General features: G+C 58.6%; 15 protein-coding genes. 7 read left to right on the forward strand and 8 right to left on the reverse strand.

From position 1 onward, the window contains the following. The first annotated feature begins 3 nt into the window (after positions 1–3). The 5 genes from pelF to B5F74_RS05980 are packed head-to-tail and all read left to right on the forward strand — an operon-like array spanning position 4 to position 6,159. Positions 4–1,437, forward strand: a complete 1,434-nt coding sequence (gene pelF / locus B5F74_RS05960) for a GT4 family glycosyltransferase PelF (RefSeq protein WP_087200844.1) — start codon at positions 4–6, stop codon at positions 1,435–1,437. Next, positions 1,413–2,951 (forward strand): exopolysaccharide Pel transporter PelG, encoded by a 1,539-nt coding sequence (pelG, locus tag B5F74_RS05965; RefSeq protein WP_087200845.1) that lies wholly within the window; start codon positions 1,413–1,415, stop codon positions 2,949–2,951. The genes pelF and pelG overlap by 25 nt, the downstream gene beginning before the upstream one ends. Continuing rightward, a complete protein-coding gene (locus tag B5F74_RS05970; protein WP_087200847.1) occupies positions 2,938–4,728 on the forward strand; it encodes a CotH kinase family protein in 1,791 nt (596 codons plus the stop codon). The genes pelG and B5F74_RS05970 overlap by 14 nt, the downstream gene beginning before the upstream one ends. A gap of 12 nt (positions 4,729–4,740) precedes the next feature. Beyond that, positions 4,741–5,451 (forward strand): polyphosphate polymerase domain-containing protein, encoded by a 711-nt coding sequence (locus B5F74_RS05975; protein WP_087200849.1) that lies wholly within the window; start codon positions 4,741–4,743, stop codon positions 5,449–5,451. 21 nt (positions 5,452–5,472) lie between these two features. Continuing rightward, entirely contained in the window at positions 5,473–6,159 is a 687-nt protein-coding gene (locus B5F74_RS05980; protein WP_087200851.1) for a DUF4956 domain-containing protein, read from the forward strand. Here B5F74_RS05980 and B5F74_RS05985 read toward each other — a convergent pair. From B5F74_RS05985 to tilS, 7 genes are all read right to left on the reverse strand, one after another. Continuing rightward, positions 6,147–7,562, reverse strand: coding sequence for a hypothetical protein (locus tag B5F74_RS05985; RefSeq protein WP_087200853.1), 1,416 nt, complete (start codon positions 7,560–7,562; stop codon positions 6,147–6,149). The genes B5F74_RS05980 and B5F74_RS05985 overlap by 13 nt on opposite strands. Before the next feature lie 190 nt (positions 7,563–7,752). Then, entirely contained in the window at positions 7,753–8,331 is a 579-nt protein-coding gene (locus B5F74_RS05990; protein WP_087200855.1) for an FmdE family protein, read from the reverse strand. A 38-nt stretch (positions 8,332–8,369) separates the two neighbouring features. Further along, positions 8,370–9,206, reverse strand: coding sequence for a phosphatase (locus B5F74_RS05995; RefSeq protein ID WP_087200856.1), 837 nt, complete (start codon positions 9,204–9,206; stop codon positions 8,370–8,372). 10 nt (positions 9,207–9,216) lie between these two features. Beyond that, positions 9,217–10,404, reverse strand: a complete 1,188-nt coding sequence (locus B5F74_RS06000; protein WP_087200858.1) for a pyridoxal phosphate-dependent aminotransferase — start codon at positions 10,402–10,404, stop codon at positions 9,217–9,219. A gap of 165 nt (positions 10,405–10,569) precedes the next feature. Further along, positions 10,570–12,741 (reverse strand): ATP-dependent zinc metalloprotease FtsH, encoded by a 2,172-nt coding sequence (ftsH, locus tag B5F74_RS06005; protein WP_087200859.1) that lies wholly within the window; start codon positions 12,739–12,741, stop codon positions 10,570–10,572. After that, positions 12,742–13,290 carry a hypoxanthine phosphoribosyltransferase gene (hpt, locus tag B5F74_RS06010; RefSeq protein ID WP_066831032.1) on the reverse strand — a complete coding sequence of 183 codons (549 nt, stop codon included), beginning with the start codon at positions 13,288–13,290 and terminating at the stop codon, positions 12,742–12,744. A 38-nt stretch (positions 13,291–13,328) separates the two neighbouring features. Then, positions 13,329–14,909: a tRNA lysidine(34) synthetase TilS gene (gene tilS / locus B5F74_RS06015; RefSeq protein WP_204212467.1), complete on the reverse strand. Its 1,581-nt coding sequence runs from the start codon at positions 14,907–14,909 to the stop codon at positions 13,329–13,331. A 43-nt stretch (positions 14,910–14,952) separates the two neighbouring features. Here tilS and B5F74_RS06020 point away from each other — a divergent pair, with 43 nt between their 5' ends. Further along, a complete protein-coding gene (locus B5F74_RS06020; RefSeq protein WP_239283378.1) occupies positions 14,953–15,789 on the forward strand; it encodes an MBL fold metallo-hydrolase in 837 nt (278 codons plus the stop codon). 105 nt (positions 15,790–15,894) lie between these two features. Here B5F74_RS06020 and B5F74_RS06025 read toward each other — a convergent pair whose 3' ends face one another. Then, complete coding sequence (locus B5F74_RS06025; protein WP_087200864.1) at positions 15,895–16,323, reverse strand: Hsp20 family protein; 429 nt, start codon at positions 16,321–16,323, stop codon at positions 15,895–15,897. 264 nt (positions 16,324–16,587) lie between these two features. On the opposite strand from B5F74_RS06025, the gene B5F74_RS06030 reads away from it, so the two are divergent. Further along, positions 16,588–17,052: a hypothetical protein gene (locus B5F74_RS06030; RefSeq protein WP_087200866.1), complete on the forward strand. Its 465-nt coding sequence runs from the start codon at positions 16,588–16,590 to the stop codon at positions 17,050–17,052. The last annotated feature ends 6 nt before the right edge of the window (positions 17,053–17,058 follow it).

The following is a 17,058-nucleotide window of genomic DNA, read 5'->3' on the forward strand; positions in this document are numbered from 1 at the left end:
GATATGAGAATCTGCCTGATAGCCGAGGGGTGCTATCCATATGTAGCCGGCGGTGTTTCTTCGTGGGTGCAAATGCTCATCCAAGGCATGCCGGAACACACGTTCATCATCTACACGATCGGGGCGAACGAATCCCAACGCGGACAGTTCAAATACACACTGCCCTCCAACGTGGAACATGTCGAAGAAAACTTCCTCGACCAATATATGGATGCCAAGATACGAAAGCCGGCGCGCTATGATCTTCAATCGAAAGAGCATGAAGCGCTGCTGGACCTCATCACCACCAGCAAACCGAATTGGAATACCTTATTCGACATGTTCTCATGTAACGGCCCCTACCAAGCAAATGAGTTCCTCGCAAGCGATGCCTTTTTGGACGTCGTGATGGACGCATGCCAAGACACCTTCAGGATGACTCCGTTTAACCAGGCGTTTTGGACCATCCGGTCGATGCTGCTGCCCGTCTTGAACATCCTGCGCTGCCCCGCCCCCGAAGCCGATGTGTACCATACGGTTTCGACCGGTTATGCTGGCCTGCTGGGTGCACTGTTCCAAAAGCAGACCGAAAAGCCGCTCATCATCACCGAGCACGGCATCTACAGCCGTGAACGGGAAGAGGAGATTCTCAAGGCGACATGGGTCGACATCTATTTCAAGAAAACCTGGATCGACTTTTTCTTGGGCATGGCGGGTGCCGCTTATAGCAGGGCGACCACCATCGTTTCGCTGTTTCAGCATGCTCGCGATCTGCAGATTGAATACGGCGCCGATGCGAATCGCTGCCGGGTCATTCCGAACGGCATCAAATTGCAACGTTTTGAAGATATCGATCCCCTTCCCCTCGAACGCAAGGGCCTGGTAATCGGCGCCGTCATTCGCGTCGTTCCCATCAAGGACCTCAAAACCATGATCAACGCATTCGCTTTGGTGCTTGAAAGGCGCCCCGATGCAGTCCTCTACATGATTGGCCCTACCGACGAGAATCCCGAATACTATCAGGAATGCCTAGAGCTCATCGAAAACCTGCATGTTCGCAATATTGCATTTGTTGGTCGCGTCGATGTGGCACAGTGGTACGGCGAGCTTGACCTGATGCTTCTGAGCAGCATCAGCGAGGGCCAACCCTTGGCAGTACTCGAAGCCATGGCAAGCCGTCGCCCCATCGTCGCAACAGATGTTGGATCCTGCCGGGAGCTTTTGGAAGGCGTTGACGATGGCATCGGCCCAGCAGGAATCATCGTTCCCGTCATGAGTCCGAACATTATGTCCCAGACCATACTGCAGCTTGCAGAAGATCGTCTCTTGATGCGACAGATGGGTGAAAACGGTCATGCCCGCGTAAGTCGTTACTACCGAGAGGAAGACTTCTTGACTACCTACAGACAGCTCTACCGGGAGGTGAGCGGTCCATGGCGGGCGTCGGATTCGAACTGAAAAAGCTTTTCCGCCGAAAAGGCGGCTATATCAACACGCTCAAAGCCTATGCAACCACCGCAGTGGTTACCGAAGGCCCCATGGTGTTGTGCATCGTGATGCTATTTGCCATCCGCACCCTGCTGCGGATGTGGAACACCAGCTTTTCTGACCAAGAGGTCTACCTGATCACCACGACCTACATCATGGTGTTCTCCCTTATCCTGTCAAATTCCCTGCTGATGTTTATCAGCCGGTTCATCTCGGATTGCATCTACGAAGACAACAAGGACCAGATTCTCCCCTCTTTTTTCTGCACCATTGCCTACCTGCTCGTGTTGGGTGGCATCATAGCGGTCATCTATCTTGCGCTGCTCGACACCCCCTTCCTGCACAAGGTGCTGAATTTCCTCCACTTTGAAGTGATGCTCATTCTTTGGACCCAGATGGCATATCTCTCCGCCATCAAGAAGTACCTCAAGGTGTTAACTGGATTCTTGATTGCAGCGCTGCTCGCCATCGGCGGCAGCATCGTGTTGATGCTTGTCGGTATAAACCCCTTGACCGCAGCATTTCTGGCATCGACCGCAGGGTTCGTCTTGATGATGATCCTCTACATGCAGGAGCTCATCACGTTTTATCCGATGGGCCCGTTGAGCCTTGTGACGCTCTTCCCCTATCTGGATAAATACAAGAGCCTGATACTCACGGGATTCTTTTCCGCCCTCGGGTTGTTTGGGCACAACTTCGTATATTGGTGCAGCGAGTATCGAACTCATGTGATTCCGCATATGATCTACTGCATGAAATATGATGTTGCCTGCTTCTGGGCAAGTCTTACGATCATACCTTTCCTGGTGATCTTCGTGGTGGCGCTCGAGGTGAACTTCTACAAAGCGTACCGAACCTATTTCGACACCATCCTTTACGGAGGAACGCTTACAGACATCCGAACCGAAAACCAGAACCTAAGACGAACCGCTTTTCGCGAACTGGCGCACGTCTTCGAGCTTCAGTTTTTCGTCGAGCTGCTGTGCATCACGTTTCTGGGCAACTTTTTACAAAACTCTGCATTTGACCTCGAGATGCTCTCTATCTTTCGCTACCTGTGCGTGGGGTACTGCTTCTACGTGCTTGTCAAAAGCCTCGTGACCATGCTCCTGTACTTCGATGACCGCAAAGGCGCCGCCGTGTTGAGCGGATCGTTCGCAGGGTTGAGTATCCTCTGCTCCATTCTCGTTCTACCGGCAGGCATCGAGTGGTACGGAACGGGCTTCCTGGTCGCCGGCGCACTGTGCGCCATCTTTGGACTCAAATATCTCCATAGGTATCTGGAGCGCCTTGAATACCAGGTGTTCTGCCGTCAGCCACTGTTCTACGAAGAGCCGCAGGGCATATTCAAGAACCTCGCTGACCTGGTGAACGAACAAGAACGCCAGATCAGCCTACTCCACCAGTACAAAGGCAGAAATGCTAAAGCAGATGCACCCGAGAGCGGACACGATGAAGAGGTGGTAATCGATGAGAAGGATTAAGTTGAAGCCGGCGTACCTGGCTGCAATGGCCGGCATCTTCCTGCTGCTGGCATTAGCGGCAGGCGCCTCAAGCCTTCGTCAATCCATCATACCCAATGAGGAAGCAGAGGATGTACCGGAGGCGATTGCCGAAGCCCAGAAGAACGCTCAGCAGAACGATCAGGGGTTCCAGATCGCGGAAACCGACGATATCGACAGCGGCCTGAACGAAGACAAAAGCGTCTACGCCGAGGATGACCCAGATTCTCTCGTCTACTTCTACGTGACCGTAAGGTACGGAAGTGAAGCGAAGGGTACGAATCACACCTTCAACGAGGTCAACAACGCAATTCGCTTTGTCGACGATGCTCATCTCGATAACGACGTGTATGCCGAAGCTTTGGTACAGGTGGGCAATGAATCCGGTCCCCAACCGGGCATGCTGGGCTATGGCGAAACCGAGAGCAACGCAACCATTCGCGTCCGTGGCAATTCTTCTACCGTCATGCCTCAGAAGAACTACAAGCTCTCCCTCAACGATGAAGCAGGAACCTGGAGGGGACAGAGTAATATCGCCCTCAATAAGCACGCTTTTGATGCCACGCGCATTCGCAACAAGCTGTATTTCGACTTGGCCAAAAACCTCTCGGATGTACCCAGCGAACGCACACAGTTCGCTCGCCTCTTCATCAAGGACGAAACCTCAGGAGCAACCGAGTTCGTCGACTACGGCCTGTTCACCCAAGTTGAGGTCCCCACAAAAAAATACCTCGCGAATCACGGCCTCGACCGCGCTGGATACCTGTATAAAGTCATCAGCTTCAATTACGAGCCCAACGACCTGGTCAAGAATTTCGACGCTGAAGACTTTGATCGAGGGGCCATGGATACGGTCATTAGCTGTCGGGGGCGGGAAGACAACGCCCGTCTGTTGGAGATGGTCGATGCCGTTAACGACATGGCCCTCGACATCAACGACATACTCGATACCTACTTCGATCGGGACAACTACATGCAGTGGCTCGCGTTTAACCTGCTGATGGGCAATCGCGACACCACGATGCAAAACTACTATCTTTATAGCCCCTTGAACGGCACAAAATGGTATTTCATCCCCTGGGACGGCGATACGAGCCTAATGAGAGCTGAATACCAAATGGAGGGAAATTCGCAAATCTCGGATTGGGAATGGGGTATCGCCAACTACTGGAGAATTATACTTCACCAGCGCGTCCTTAAAAACGATCGCTGCCGCAAAGAGCTTGCAGAAACCGTAGAACAGATGCACAAATGGCTCAACAAGGAAACCGTCGATCAGATGGTTGACGGCTACTACGAAACCGTGAAGCCCTACATCTATGCCATGCCCGATTATCTCAACCTTCAGCACAACCAGGCGGAGGTCGAGCACCTTATCTCTGTGATGGGTGATGAGGTTGAAGAGAACTATGACAACATCATGGACAGCATGGACGACCCCATGCCGTTTTGGCTCTTCGAAGCCGAGCGCGTTGATGACCAGGTGCGCCTGAGCTGGGAGGCTGCTTACGATTTCGAGGGTGCGTCGTTTACCTACGACATCACGGTAAGTCGGTATCCCGACATGCGCGACCCCTTGTTCAGCCAGCAGGGATTGATAGCAACCGAGGCGACCATACCGCAAAGCACTTTGGAGTCCGGAGAGTTCTACTGGCGTGTCATCGCCACGCGCGAGGACGGGCAGACGGTCAACGCCATGAATCAGATAGAAGTGAACGATCTCTACTATCCCGGCGTCTACAGCTTCACACTGCAATAGGAGTCATCCCATATGAAGGCATACCGCTATGAGCAGAAGTACGTGCTGCATGAGGCTCAATACTTGCCGTTGCGGCAAGCGGTCAGAACTCTTATGGACCGAGATCGCCATGCAGGCCCTGGCGGAGAATACATGATTCGCAGTTTGTACTTCGATGATATGTATCAGACCGCATATCGAGATAAGCTTGCCGGCGTATATGCGCGCAAAAAGTATCGCGTTCGCATCTACAACTGCCAAACCACCAGCATCAACCTCGAGTGCAAATACAAACAAGGGTCCTATATCAACAAGGAAGCCGTCGCGTTGTCACTCGACGAGTATCGGCGCATCCTCGATGGCGATTGTCGATTTCTGCTAGAAAAGAACTCCAGAATGGCCCATGAGTTTTATCTCGACTGGCGCAATCGGCTGTTGCGCCCCGTGGTTATTGTGGACTATGAACGCGAGCCGTATGTGCTAGAAGCAGGCACGGTACGCGTCACCTTCGACAAGAACCTACGTGCTGTATCCCCACATGAAGATATCTTTGATGCTGGGGCCGCAGCGCGCAGCGTCCTGTTTCCGGGACAACTCATAATGGAGATCAAATTCACGGGATACCTGCCCGAGCGCGTCCGACGCATCTTCCATATGCGCAATACGACGCAGACATCAGCCTCCAAATTTTGCATGTGCATTGACCGCCTAAACGGCAACGCACCCATCCCCGTGATGCTTTAGACAGAGAAGGGACACGATACCATGGACCAAGCAACGACTACATTTGGGGATCTGTTCAAAAACTCATTCCTCAGCATGTTTCCGGAAACAGTCGACCCGTGGCAACTTGTTACCGTGCTCGCGGTCTCTCTGCTTCTCGGCCTGGGCATATTCGCCATATATCGCAAGTGCTTCATAGGTGTAGTCTACGATCACTCCTTTGCAATTTCCCTTGTTGTCATGACCATATTGACTGCCGTGATTATCGTTACCATCAGCTCCAATGTGATGTTGAGTCTCGGCATGGTCGGCGCATTGAGCATTGTCCGCTACCGTACGGCAGTGAAAAGCCCCTTGGACCTCATGTTCCTCTTCTGGACCATCACCACGGGAATCGCCGTCGGCGCAACATACTACTATGTCGGCGTGGTGGCTTTTCTCTTCGTGTCCGCCGTCTTCTTCATCCTGAAGAGCGCCCGCGGGAGTGACAACACCTACATGCTTGTCGTCGAATGCGCCGCAGACCTGCCGATCGAAGAGGAGATACGGCGTTCACTCGAGCAGTATCAAACGAAAGTACGATCGAAAGTCGTTCGAAATGAACGTACGGAACTGACCGTCGAGGTCATTATGAAAGATGACAACATGAACGTGGTCAACACCATCAGCGAGATCGAGGGCGTCGGAGATGTGACCATGGTTCAGTACCGCGGCAGCTACGAGGCTTGATCCGAGGCGGCTTCCCGCCGCTCTTGCGCCAGCCATGCGATGTAGACGCTGGGGTAATGGCCGTTCAGCATGGTGGTTGGGTCTACGTGCTCTGCCAGTATCGCGAAGGCGTGGGCAACACCGGCTGGTGTTTTAAGCTCCTCGATAGAGGCGATGCGCTCTGAAAGGTCATCGATGAGGGCGCACGCCTTCAGGTCGGCATCGACATCGACCGGGCATGAGGAGCCAACAATATCGGCAAACGATGAGCTCATCTGTTCATAGCGCTCCGCAAAGGATTCGTCTTCGCTCGACGGCAAGCTTGCGTCAACACCATAGCGTTCGTAGCCCCATGCCTCCAGAGGAAGATACGTCATGATGTCGGCCGGGTTGAGCACGTTGAAAATCGACGCGTACCGACCGCCGCGAGCATCGGCGTCGGTGGTCGTCCCCGGCGTTGCGAAGGTGTAGGTAAACACCTCGTCGCCCGCGTGAAGCGGAACGATGGCGTTATCGCTAACCGCAGTAGACAAGCTGTCGCAGGCCCAGGCCCCAACCAGGTTGGCGATCGCACCGCCACGGCTATGCCCCACCACGAGTAGCTTCACCGAACGTCCTCTGCCGTGTGCGCGGCGGATGCGACCGGAAAGCTCATCGCAAATCTCCTGCGCCGCCTCGGTGTAGCCAGGGTTGTCCTCCTCCGCTCCCGCCGCACGGTCCGCACCAGACGACCGCACCACGGCATCTGCGATGGCGCGGTCGGCCTCTTGGGCATGCTCGTCCTGCTCAAACAGAATCTGCAGGTTGCTAAGCCATTCCGACCCATAGCTACCGCGTACGGACACCAAGATCAGCTCTGCATCATATGCGCCATCCGCACTCGCTATAGGCTTTGATGCGATGGCATATGCCGCCGAGTCCGCTGTCTGCGTGACCAGCGATAAGACTTCATCGACCACTTCGCTGCGATAACGATACGACTCGGTGGAAACGTCCTCGAACCCCAGGGATGCGAGGGCGAGCTCCATATACGCCGGCTGATCAGATCCCTGCTGGTAGTAACCCGACTCTGCATACGCCAGCGATGCCAGCACCGATGAGGCAAACGCAAGATCGGGGTTGTAGCGTGTGGGATCGGAAAAGAACCACGCATCGTCCCAGGGTATCGTAACGCCGAACTCCCCCGTTCCAGGAGCTTGAAGGTCGGTCAGGTGCACAGTTTGCAAAAAGGAACCCTCACGAGGCAACTCGGCTGCCTGGGCCACCCGAGGAGCGGCAACCGCACCCGTATCTCTTTGCTGCTGATGATGGCGAACGTAGAGTATGGTGACGCATGCCATGACCACGAGCGCGATCAAGATGATCGCGGCAATCGACGTTCGCGCAAGCGCACGTCCTGTCGCGCAAAGCACCCGGTGTCGCATGGCCCCTCCCTCCCGAGCGGCAACTCACGTCTAGCATACCAAGCAGTCATGACGGGCTCATGGGGAGAGCCTTACGTTTTCCTAAGGAAGCGCCGATTGTTGAGAGGTTGTGGATGGGTCGGTTGGGGACGGGTTCGTTTCAACCCATTGATGGGTTGAAACGAACCCGTCCCCAACCGACCCATTTCCCTTAAAGGGAAACGGGTGCGCCCAGGGTGTAGTACACGTGCTCGCCGGCACAGCGACGGCAATATGTATGCCCATCGCGCTCGATGGCGCGATTGTCGTGAATCAAGTCGCCACATACCTCGCAGTACTGTTTCCTGCGGGGCCGTCCCGGCAGATCGAATTCGTCGAAATCCGTCAACGAGACCTCATGGGCGTAAAACAGCTCGTCATCGGTAAGCTCCGCAAAGAACGCGAGCATCTCCTGCTTGTCGCGCGGAGCATGCGGGACATCCGGGCGCTCGGCGATGCGGATGGCACGATCGCTTCCCAGGTCGTAGAACGTGGCCGCCATGATGCCGTAGTCAGCCCATTTGAGGCGGCGCCTGCCCAGATGGCAGTTGGCAACCGATATGACGGCATCCGCAAGGCACCGGTCGCATTCCACAAAGGCAACGAGGTCGCGATATGAATACGGATCCTCGATGCCGAAATGCTCGAGCGCAATACGTGCCATACGCGTTCCGATGATCTGACCCGCACACATGTGGCCATGGAACGCTATCGCGCGCTGCAGGTCTTCCTCAAATGTCCGCTCGGACATATGCCGACTCCTCACCCCGGGGTTCCCACGGGGCCATGCTATTCGTAATCAGCCAAATCCGCAAGCTCGCACAGATTGCAGATCCCGGCGCGTTCAAGCGCCTCCAGCAATGTCCGACGGTCGCGATTCATGATGAGTTCCTGCGGGAACCCGATTCCCTCGAGCATATCCTGGGCATGCTGGAACTGCCCGATCGCGGGCGAAAGGTGGGCATCACTCGACACGATGATCCCTACGCCCATCTCGGCACACCGCTGGGCGATGCGCGAGCAGACGCTATGGAACCAGCCGCGCGAGTCGATCTCAAGGCTGTGCTCGTTGATCTCGATCAGCTTGTTCTTCTCCTTGGCGACCGTCAGCACCTCGTCATAGTCAAACGGAACGCCCGAGCGCCCGGTATGCCCAAGCACGAAGACCTGTGGATTCTCCAGCGCCTTCACATACATATTCGTCGTGCGAGCGATGGGGGCACCCTTGGTGAAATCGCCGTTGTGGACGCTTGCAATCAGATAGTCCATGCCCGATGTCACGCGGTCGAACAGCGAGCCGTCGCTCGCATAGGGACGACCCACGATAGTGTTCGGCACATCGATATCCTGGCCGAACAGGTCCCCATCGAGGGAGACGATATCGACCTCGAGGCCGCGCAGGACCACCACGCCATCCCACACGCGAGGCCAGCAACCCTGGTTCAGGAAATACTGGAAGTTGCGGAGATGCTGATCGGGGAAGAGCATCGAGCTGAAGTGATCGCTCGAGCCGAGCAGCTCCATGCCGCGTTCGCGACAGACCGCGACGTTCTCCCCGATGGTCGAATAGGCGTGACGCGAGAAGATCGTATGCGTGTGGATATCGCAGGCGATGTGGTATGACATCCTCAGCTCCTTACCGCTCGCGGCGATAGTCGTCGGCCAACTGCTTCCAGGCGGGAAGCGAGTTCACAATGACATCGTAGTCGATGCAATAGCCCAAGCGGAACCAGCCAGGCACACCGAAGCTGTTCGAGGGCACCGGAAGCAGCTCGTAGCGCTTCGCACGCTCGCAGAATGCCTCCGCATCGTCCTCGAGCGCCTTGACCCATAGGTAGAAGGCGCCGTCGGGCTCAACATAGGTATACCCGTATGAAGAGAGCGCCTGCGTGAGCACTTCGCGGTTGCGAGCATAGGCGGCGACGTCAGACGGCTCGTCAACGCAGTCGGCAACCACGCGCTGGAACAGCGCGGGGGCGCACACGAATCCGAGAGTCCGGGCCGCGCCGGCGATGGCCGGCATGACACGAGAGGCGTTCGGGCAGGTATTGGGCACGAGCACCCAGCCCACGCGCTCGCCGGGAAGCGACAGGGACTTTGAATAGGAGTAGCACACAACGGTGTTCTCGTATATCGAGGGAACCCATGGCACCTCGACGCCATAGACGATCTCACGGTACGGCTCGTCGGAAATCAGGTAGATCGGCTCATCGCGATCGGCATTCGCGGCGCTCAGCACGGCAGCGAGCGCGTCCAGTGTCTCCCGCGTATAGACGGCGCCGGTCGGATTGTTGGGCGAATCGATAATCACCGCCGCGGTGCGCGGCGTGATGGCCGCCGCGACGGCTTGGGCATCCACCTGGAACGTACCTTGGTCCGCCAGCACCTCCACGCACGTCGCCCCTGCCTTTTCAATCCACACGGCATATTCGGGAAAATACGGGGCGATCACGATGACCTCTTCACCAGGGTTCGTGAGCGCATGGATCGTCATGGACACCGAGGCTGCGGCGCCGACGGTCATAAACACATCGCCCATACCGTACGAGGTCCCGAACCTGCGGTTCAGCGATTCGGCCACTGCGGTACGAACCTCCGGAAGGCCGGGAGCGGGCGTATACCCATGGAGCTGATCGCTCGGCAGCTGCAGGGAACGCTCGATGGAAGCGCGCACTGCCGCAGGAGCCGGCACGCTGGGGTTGCCGAGTGAGTAGTCGAACACCTTGTCGGCACCGATCTGCGCCTTGCGCTCGAGACCGTACGAGAAGATCTCGCGGATGACCGAGCTCTCGGCGCCGCGTGCAAACATCGTGTCGTTAACCATATCTACCTCCTTGGCTACGTTTAGCTGCATTGTACGCGCATGATGGGGTCAGATCGGCGAGATCGGAGCTGGTCGAATCGTGTTAACGGACCGCATGCATCAGAAAACTCCTGGTGGCTCCCCGCAGCCGACCCATAGAAAAAGGGCCCCGGCAGGGGCCCTTCGTCATTCATCCGTCTGATCCGACGCCTCCGGCGCTTCGTCCGATTGCTCGGAAGCAAGCGCTTCTTGGGCAAACGCGGCGGCCTCGGCGGCGATCTCCTCGTCGGACTGCTTGGGAACGCGCGCCTTACGTGCGTCGTGGGACTCCTCGTCGGCCTCGCCATGGGCCTCGAGATACTCATCCCACGTGTTGTCGAGCAGCGCCGTCACGGCGTCGCCCTCAACCGTCTCGCGCTCAAGCAGCACGCGCTTCATAAGCTCGAGCTGCTCGCGGCGCTCGTTCAGGATCTTGTAGGCGCGCTCGTGGGCCTCGCGCATGATACGCTGGACTTCGGTATCGATGCGACGAGCCGTCTCCTCGGAATAATCCTGGTGATCAGCGTAGTCGCGACCCAAGAAGACCTGATGCTGAGCCTCGCCGAACACCTGCGTACCGAGCTCCTCGCTCATACCCAGGCGAGTCACCATCTCGCGCGCCATCTTCGTCGCGCGCTCGAGGTCGTTGGAGGCACCGCTCGTGATGTCCTCGCACATGATCTCTTCGGCCACGCGACCACCCAAAAAGACCGCGAGTTCGTCGAGCATCTCGTTTTTGGTCTTGAGGTAGTGGTCCTCGGTCGGAAGCTGCATGGTATAGCCAAGTGCCTGGCCGCGCGGGATGATCGTGATCTTGTGGACCGGATCGGAGTGCTCCAAGACATGGCCCACCAGCGCGTGGCCGCTCTCGTGATAGGCGATCGTGGTGCGCTCGGTCACGCTCATGACGCGCGCCTTGCGCTCCGGACCGGCAATCACGCGCTCCATCGACTCCTCGACCTCGGCCATCGAAATCGTCGAGCGGTGACGACGCGCCGCAAGAAGCGCGGACTCGTTCAGAAGGTTCGCCAAATCGGCGCCGGTGAACCCGACGGTGAGCTTGGCGAGCTTGTCGAAGCGCACGTCATCGGCAAGCGGCTTGTTGGCCGCATGCACGCGCAGGATCTGCTCTCGGCCCTTGACGTCGGGACGGTCGACGGTGATCTGGCGATCGAAACGGCCGGGACGCAGCAGGGCGGGATCGAGGATGTCGGGGCGGTTCGTGGCGGCAATCAGGATAACGCTCTCGGAATCCTCGAAGCCGTCCATCTCGACCAGCAGCTGGTTCAGCGTCTGCTCGCGCTCATCATGGCCTCCGCCCAAGCCGGCGCCGCGCTGGCGACCGACCGCGTCAATCTCGTCGATGAAGATGATCGACGGGGCCTGGCTTTTCGCCTCCTTGAACAGGTCGCGCACGCGCGAGGCTCCCACGCCGACGAACATCTCGACGAAGTCGGAACCGGAAATGGAGAAGAACGGCACGCCGGCCTCTCCGGCGACCGCCTTGGCAAGCAGCGTCTTACCGGTACCCGGAGGGCCCACCAGCAGCACGCCACGCGGAATCTTGGCGCCCAGCTTGCGGAAGCGCTCGGGGTCGGCCAAGAAGTCGCGAACCTCCTTGAGCTCCTCGACCGCTTCATCGATACCGGCGACATCACCGAACTTGACCTTAGGGCGTGTGGACTCGTTGGTCTTGGCGTTGGTCTTGCCGAACTGCATGGCCTTGTTGTTGGCGCCGAGCATCTGCCTCATGAAGTAGAACATGACGAAGACGAGCAGGATGGTGGGCAGCACGTTGACAATAAGGTTCGCCAGGAAATTGGGGTCGGACGTGTCGACATCGTACTCGACGCCGTCTTCCCCACCGTATTCGGCCATGAGCTCGTTCAGCGTATCGGAGCCCACATACGTGGCGGTATACGGCACCAGCTCGGAATCCTGACCGATGTCAGAGGCGTCTTGCCAAAACGCGCCCGATACGCTTCCATCGGCGACCGTGTAGGTGGCCGTGTCGACGCGCCCTTCCTTGACTGCCGTCACAAAATCGCTGGTGGTGAGCTGCACCGCGCCCGTCGAGCGGTTGAAGAAGCCGCCCATGTTCATGAACAGGTACGCAACCAGCATGCAGGCGAGCAGAAAGTACAGCCAGCCGATGCGCGAGGGGGGCCTGTGGTTACCGCCCGGCGTGCGACCGCTTTTGCGGAGATCGTCGAGCGAGCCGAACAGGCCGTCGTCGTCGCGACGATTCTTGTCGTCATCGCCGCCATCGGCCATGACGACGACCCCGTTGTTCTCGGCGGTATCGTTCCAAAACGTCATCTACGAATAAACCTCCGGTTTGAGTACGCCCACGTAGGGCAGATTGCGGTACCGCTCGGCAAAGTCCAGGCCGTAGCCGACCAGGAAGCCTTCGGGGCAGCGGGCACCGATGTACTTGGGTTCGATAGCAGCCTGCTTGCCCTCGATGTCCCTCAGCAGGAAGGCAGCCACTTCCAGCGAAGCGGGATGACGGCTCGACAGGTTCTTCATCAGGTAGCGCAGCGTGAGCCCGGAGTCGAGGATGTCCTCGACGATCAGCACGTCGCGACCCTTGATATCGATATCGAGATCCTTGACGATGCGCACGATGCCCGACGACTTGGCACCGTCGCCATAGCTCGACACCGCCATGAAGTCGATCGCGAGCGGGCACTCGACGGCACGCATCAGATCGCCCATGAAGACCACGGCGCCGCGCAGAACCGCAATGAGAACCAGGTCCTTCCCCTGGTAATCGCGGGTGATCTCCGCGCCCATGCGCTTGACGATATCAGCGATCTCCTCCTGGCTGAGCAAAAGACGATCGACGTCGGGATGCAGCGATTCCATGGCAGACCTTTCTGTTGCGTGTATCCGCTGGATACACCCTACCCATCCATACGTGCACCGGTCTCAGCGACGGCGCGAATGACTAATTTTATCAAGAGCTTGCTTGCGGCCGTGCACTTGAACCGCTCATCAAGGCGAATACCACCAACCCACACAATGGCTCCGCCCGGAGATGTCCTCACGACGGGGACGCTCGCGCGCTCTGCCACCGGAACATGCGCCGCGCCGAGGATGTCAGAGACCTTCTTCGAACGACCGTGCATGCCCAGCGGACACATGATATCACCGGGAGCAGGGGCATCCACCCACAGGCGCGCGTTTAAAACCTCAGCCGGAAGAGCCGGCGAGGCCTCGAGCAGACGGGTCAGGTCGCGCTCTGCATAGCCGAGCGCCGCGGCATCGACGCATACGGTCCGCCCTGTCTGCGACTCGTCGGAAGCCTCGGACAGCTCGCGCGCGAATGCCACCGGATCCGCTCCATGGGGCACCTCGACGACGCTCGTCTCGAGCACCGCCTGGCTTGCCAGCGGCATGGTGCCCGGAACCGGCACCCATCCGGCGACGATGCTCTCGCGGGCGGCCGCGGTGCGCAGGGCGAGCGTGCCGAATTCCATGCGCGCATCGACGCTTCCCGGAAGCGAGAGCGAACCGGCTCCCGCGGCGACGCACGAAAGAACCGCCTCGACGTGGCGCATCTCGAGTCGCTCCTCGGGCGCCACGAAGCGATAGGCGAGCCGAATCATGCGGCGCGCGATGGCGATCTCGGCCGATGCCAGACGGTCCGCATCGATGACGATGAGCCCCTCCTGCTCGCGACGGACGCACGCGCGCAGCGAACGGGCTGCGAGCTGGGACATGAACGCATCCTCCTCGCCCAGGATGTCGCACGTGGCACCGATCGTCCGCTCGAGATTTGCGTTGCGCTCCGACGCCAGCGGCACCACGCGGTGCCGCACGAAGTTGCGCAGGTACGACGTGTCCTTGTTGGTCTCGTCCTCGCGCCACGTCATGCCCGCGACCTCGAGATAGCGGCACAGCTCCCCATGCGTCATGTCGATCAGAGGCCGAACGATGATGTTGCGTCGACGAGGAATGCTCGACAACCCCGCAGGCCCCGAGCCCTTGATGGCGTTCATGAAAAACGTCTCGGTGCGGTCTGAGGCCGTATGGGCCGTCACGATGCGGGCGGACGTGCGCGGGGTGTTCGTCTGGGCGCACAGCTCGCGCACGTAGCGGCGCGCCGCCGCATAGCGAGCCTCGCGAGCGGCCGCCTCGAGATTTTGGCCGCCGAGATCGGAAAACGATGCGTGTTCAACGCAGACGGGAACGCCGAAATGCGCGCACAGGTCGCGCACGAACCGCTCGTCTTCATCGGAGGCGGCGCCCCGCAGGTGATGGTTGATGTGGAGCACGTGGATGCGCTCGCGTGCGATACGCGCCAGACCGCGACCGTCGCGCAAATCGAGCTTTGATGTGCAGCCCATGACCAGAAGGGCGGTTGAGTCCGCGCCGCCTGATACCATGAGCACCACAGGAGAGGCCTGCTCTGGTGCGGCCCCGCTCAGGCGCTGAGACGATGTTGGGTGAAGCCGGGCAAAGTGCTGTGCGACGGTGGGCATGGAACCTCCTTGGAACGCATACATTGTAGCCATTGGAGAAGTCGTGGAATCGAACGGCAACGGATACGGTGCGCTGCACCTTCACATCTTGGGGAGCGGATCCAAGGGCAACTGCGCCCTTGTCGAGGGTCCGCAGGGGCTCATCATGATCGACGACGGGTTTTCACGCCGCGAGGTGCTCAAGCGCATGCATGAGCTCGGTCTTTCCGAACACGACGTGCGGGCGCTGCTGCTCACCCACGAACACACCGACCATGTCAGCGGCATCAGCGTATGGTGCCGGGCGTTCGATATCGAACTCTACGCGAGCGTGGGGACACCGGAGGCGCGCGCCTATCTCGCCGTCCTCCCCTTCTGCGAGTTCGTCCCGGGGCTGCGCTTTGACGTTGCCGGGGTGAGCGTTCAGACCTTCCCCACGTCTCACGATGTGGTGAACCCCGTTGGCTTTCGCTTCGAGTGCTCTGGGGACTCGATCGGATACGCCACGGACACCGGCGTGCTCACCGACGAGGCGCGCGACGCGCTGGCGGATGCGCGCATCCTCGCCCTCGAGAGCAACCACGACGTGCCCATGCTCCGCTGCGGCTCGTATCCGCGGTACCTGCAGGATCGCATCATGTCCGCAGCCGGCCACCTCTCGAACGAGCAGGCCTCGACTGCTGCCGCAGAACTCGTCGGTGCGCGCACCGAGCATCTCGTCGCCATGCATATCTCGCAGGAGAACAACCGCCCGAGTCTTGCCGTGCGATCGTTTGCCGAGGCGCTGGGCGCCGACCTCGACAACGAGCTGGGATCTTCGGCGACGCTGACGCGCGACAGCGACTATTCCGACCTGCACATCTGCGCCGCGGGCCAGAACAGGCCCATCTCGATCCTTTGACGATCCGTTTTACGATGCATCGACCGCAAAAAGGCTCGGAGCCGTAAAGCTCCGAGCCTTTGCCGAGTCAAATGTGCGGGCGCGTGCAGCCAGATGCTTGCTGCGCTAGTCGATGGCGATCTTGGTGACGTTGCTCTTCTCGACGATCTTGGGGACAGTCACGGTCAGGATGCCGTCTGCATAGCGGGCGGACAGCCCCTCGCATGCGGCGTCCTTCAGATACACGCCGCGCGTCGCGCTGTAGGACGTGAACTCCTTCTGCAGGTAGTTCTTGCCCTTGTCTTCTTCCTTATCCTCAACCTTCACGGAGATGGAAAGGCGACCCTCGTTGAGCTCGACGTCGATATCGTCCTTGTTGACGCCCGTCAGATACGCCTTGACCTCATAACCGTCGCCCGTATCCTCGACGTCGATGGGGAACGCCTTGCTCGCCAGCGGCGTGGAGGCGAGATCCATCATGTCATCGAACGCATCGAACAGCGAAGTCGTGGGACGAAGACCGAAAACCGAACGATAGGGAACCATGCTTGCCATATCAATCACTCCTTAGTGATGAGCCGCACCCCTCTTTGGGGCGAGGACTTCTTTTGTCGCTCTTGTTTATTCCCGTGACCCGGCAAGCTATTCATGCCAACACAGATTTTTTAAGCGTCACAGTATCATCAAATCTAAGTCATACTGACTAAGATTTAGCAAAGGAACCGTGTTGCGCATCTGAGGATATTCTTAAATGTGGAACCGCGGCCGCAGCTCACCCGTACAATATGGACAGCATCACCAACGGTTTGAAGGCTCACCATGGACGAACACACGGGCAATATTCCCATCCCATCGCATCAGAACGATCATGCTGGTGCCGAGGCCCCGCAGCCCGTTTTCCATCGCGCGGTGCGCCATATCACGCAGGAGCCGATCGACGACGTAGAGCCCGAATACGTCACGCGCCAACGCTACCAAACGCTTGAGGAGGCGCGTTCGCGCAGGGTGCACATGGGAACAGCCAGCAACGATGCCGACTATCTGCCCGCAACGCACGGAGCGGCGCGGTCGGGCTCTGCACTCCCCCGTCAGCTTAAGGAGAAGACCGGCCCCAAGGGTTCCCGCAAGCTTCATTACGAGCGCTACCTCGAGACGCCGAAGCCGGGAAAAACCATCTTCACCTCGCGACGTGAGCGCAAGCAGCGTCGCGCGCACCTCATCATCGGCATCATCGCGCTGCTCGCGGCGATCCTCGCCGTCGTGTGGTTCTTCTTCCTTCGATAGCGGGTC

Source organism: Collinsella sp. An271, from assembly GCF_002159695.1.
Lineage (GTDB): Bacteria > Actinomycetota > Coriobacteriia > Coriobacteriales > Coriobacteriaceae > Collinsella > Collinsella ihumii.

Bases quoted from the DNA above. Each gene is read 5' to 3' on its own strand.
- pelF (WP_087200844.1), top strand. From the start codon at position 4: ATGAGAATCTGCCTGATAGCCGAGGGGTGCTATCCATATGTAGCCGGC.
- tilS (WP_204212467.1), bottom strand. From the start codon at position 14,909: ATGCCCACCGTCGCACAGCACTTTGCCCGGCTTCACCCAACATCGTCT.
- B5F74_RS06030 (WP_087200866.1), top strand. From the start codon at position 16,588: ATGGACGAACACACGGGCAATATTCCCATCCCATCGCATCAGAACGAT.
- ftsH (WP_087200859.1), bottom strand. From the start codon at position 12,741: ATGACGTTTTGGAACGATACCGCCGAGAACAACGGGGTCGTCGTCATG.
- B5F74_RS06025 (WP_087200864.1), bottom strand. From the start codon at position 16,323: ATGGCAAGCATGGTTCCCTATCGTTCGGTTTTCGGTCTTCGTCCCACG.
- B5F74_RS05980 (WP_087200851.1), top strand. From the start codon at position 5,473: ATGGACCAAGCAACGACTACATTTGGGGATCTGTTCAAAAACTCATTC.
- B5F74_RS05990 (WP_087200855.1), bottom strand. From the start codon at position 8,331: ATGTCCGAGCGGACATTTGAGGAAGACCTGCAGCGCGCGATAGCGTTC.
- B5F74_RS05970 (WP_087200847.1), top strand. From the start codon at position 2,938: ATGAGAAGGATTAAGTTGAAGCCGGCGTACCTGGCTGCAATGGCCGGC.
- hpt (WP_066831032.1), bottom strand. From the start codon at position 13,290: ATGGAATCGCTGCATCCCGACGTCGATCGTCTTTTGCTCAGCCAGGAG.
- B5F74_RS05985 (WP_087200853.1), bottom strand. From the start codon at position 7,562: ATGCGACACCGGGTGCTTTGCGCGACAGGACGTGCGCTTGCGCGAACG.
- pelG (WP_087200845.1), top strand. From the start codon at position 1,413: ATGGCGGGCGTCGGATTCGAACTGAAAAAGCTTTTCCGCCGAAAAGGC.
- B5F74_RS05975 (WP_087200849.1), top strand. From the start codon at position 4,741: ATGAAGGCATACCGCTATGAGCAGAAGTACGTGCTGCATGAGGCTCAA.
- B5F74_RS05995 (WP_087200856.1), bottom strand. From the start codon at position 9,206: ATGTCATACCACATCGCCTGCGATATCCACACGCATACGATCTTCTCG.
- B5F74_RS06000 (WP_087200858.1), bottom strand. From the start codon at position 10,404: ATGGTTAACGACACGATGTTTGCACGCGGCGCCGAGAGCTCGGTCATC.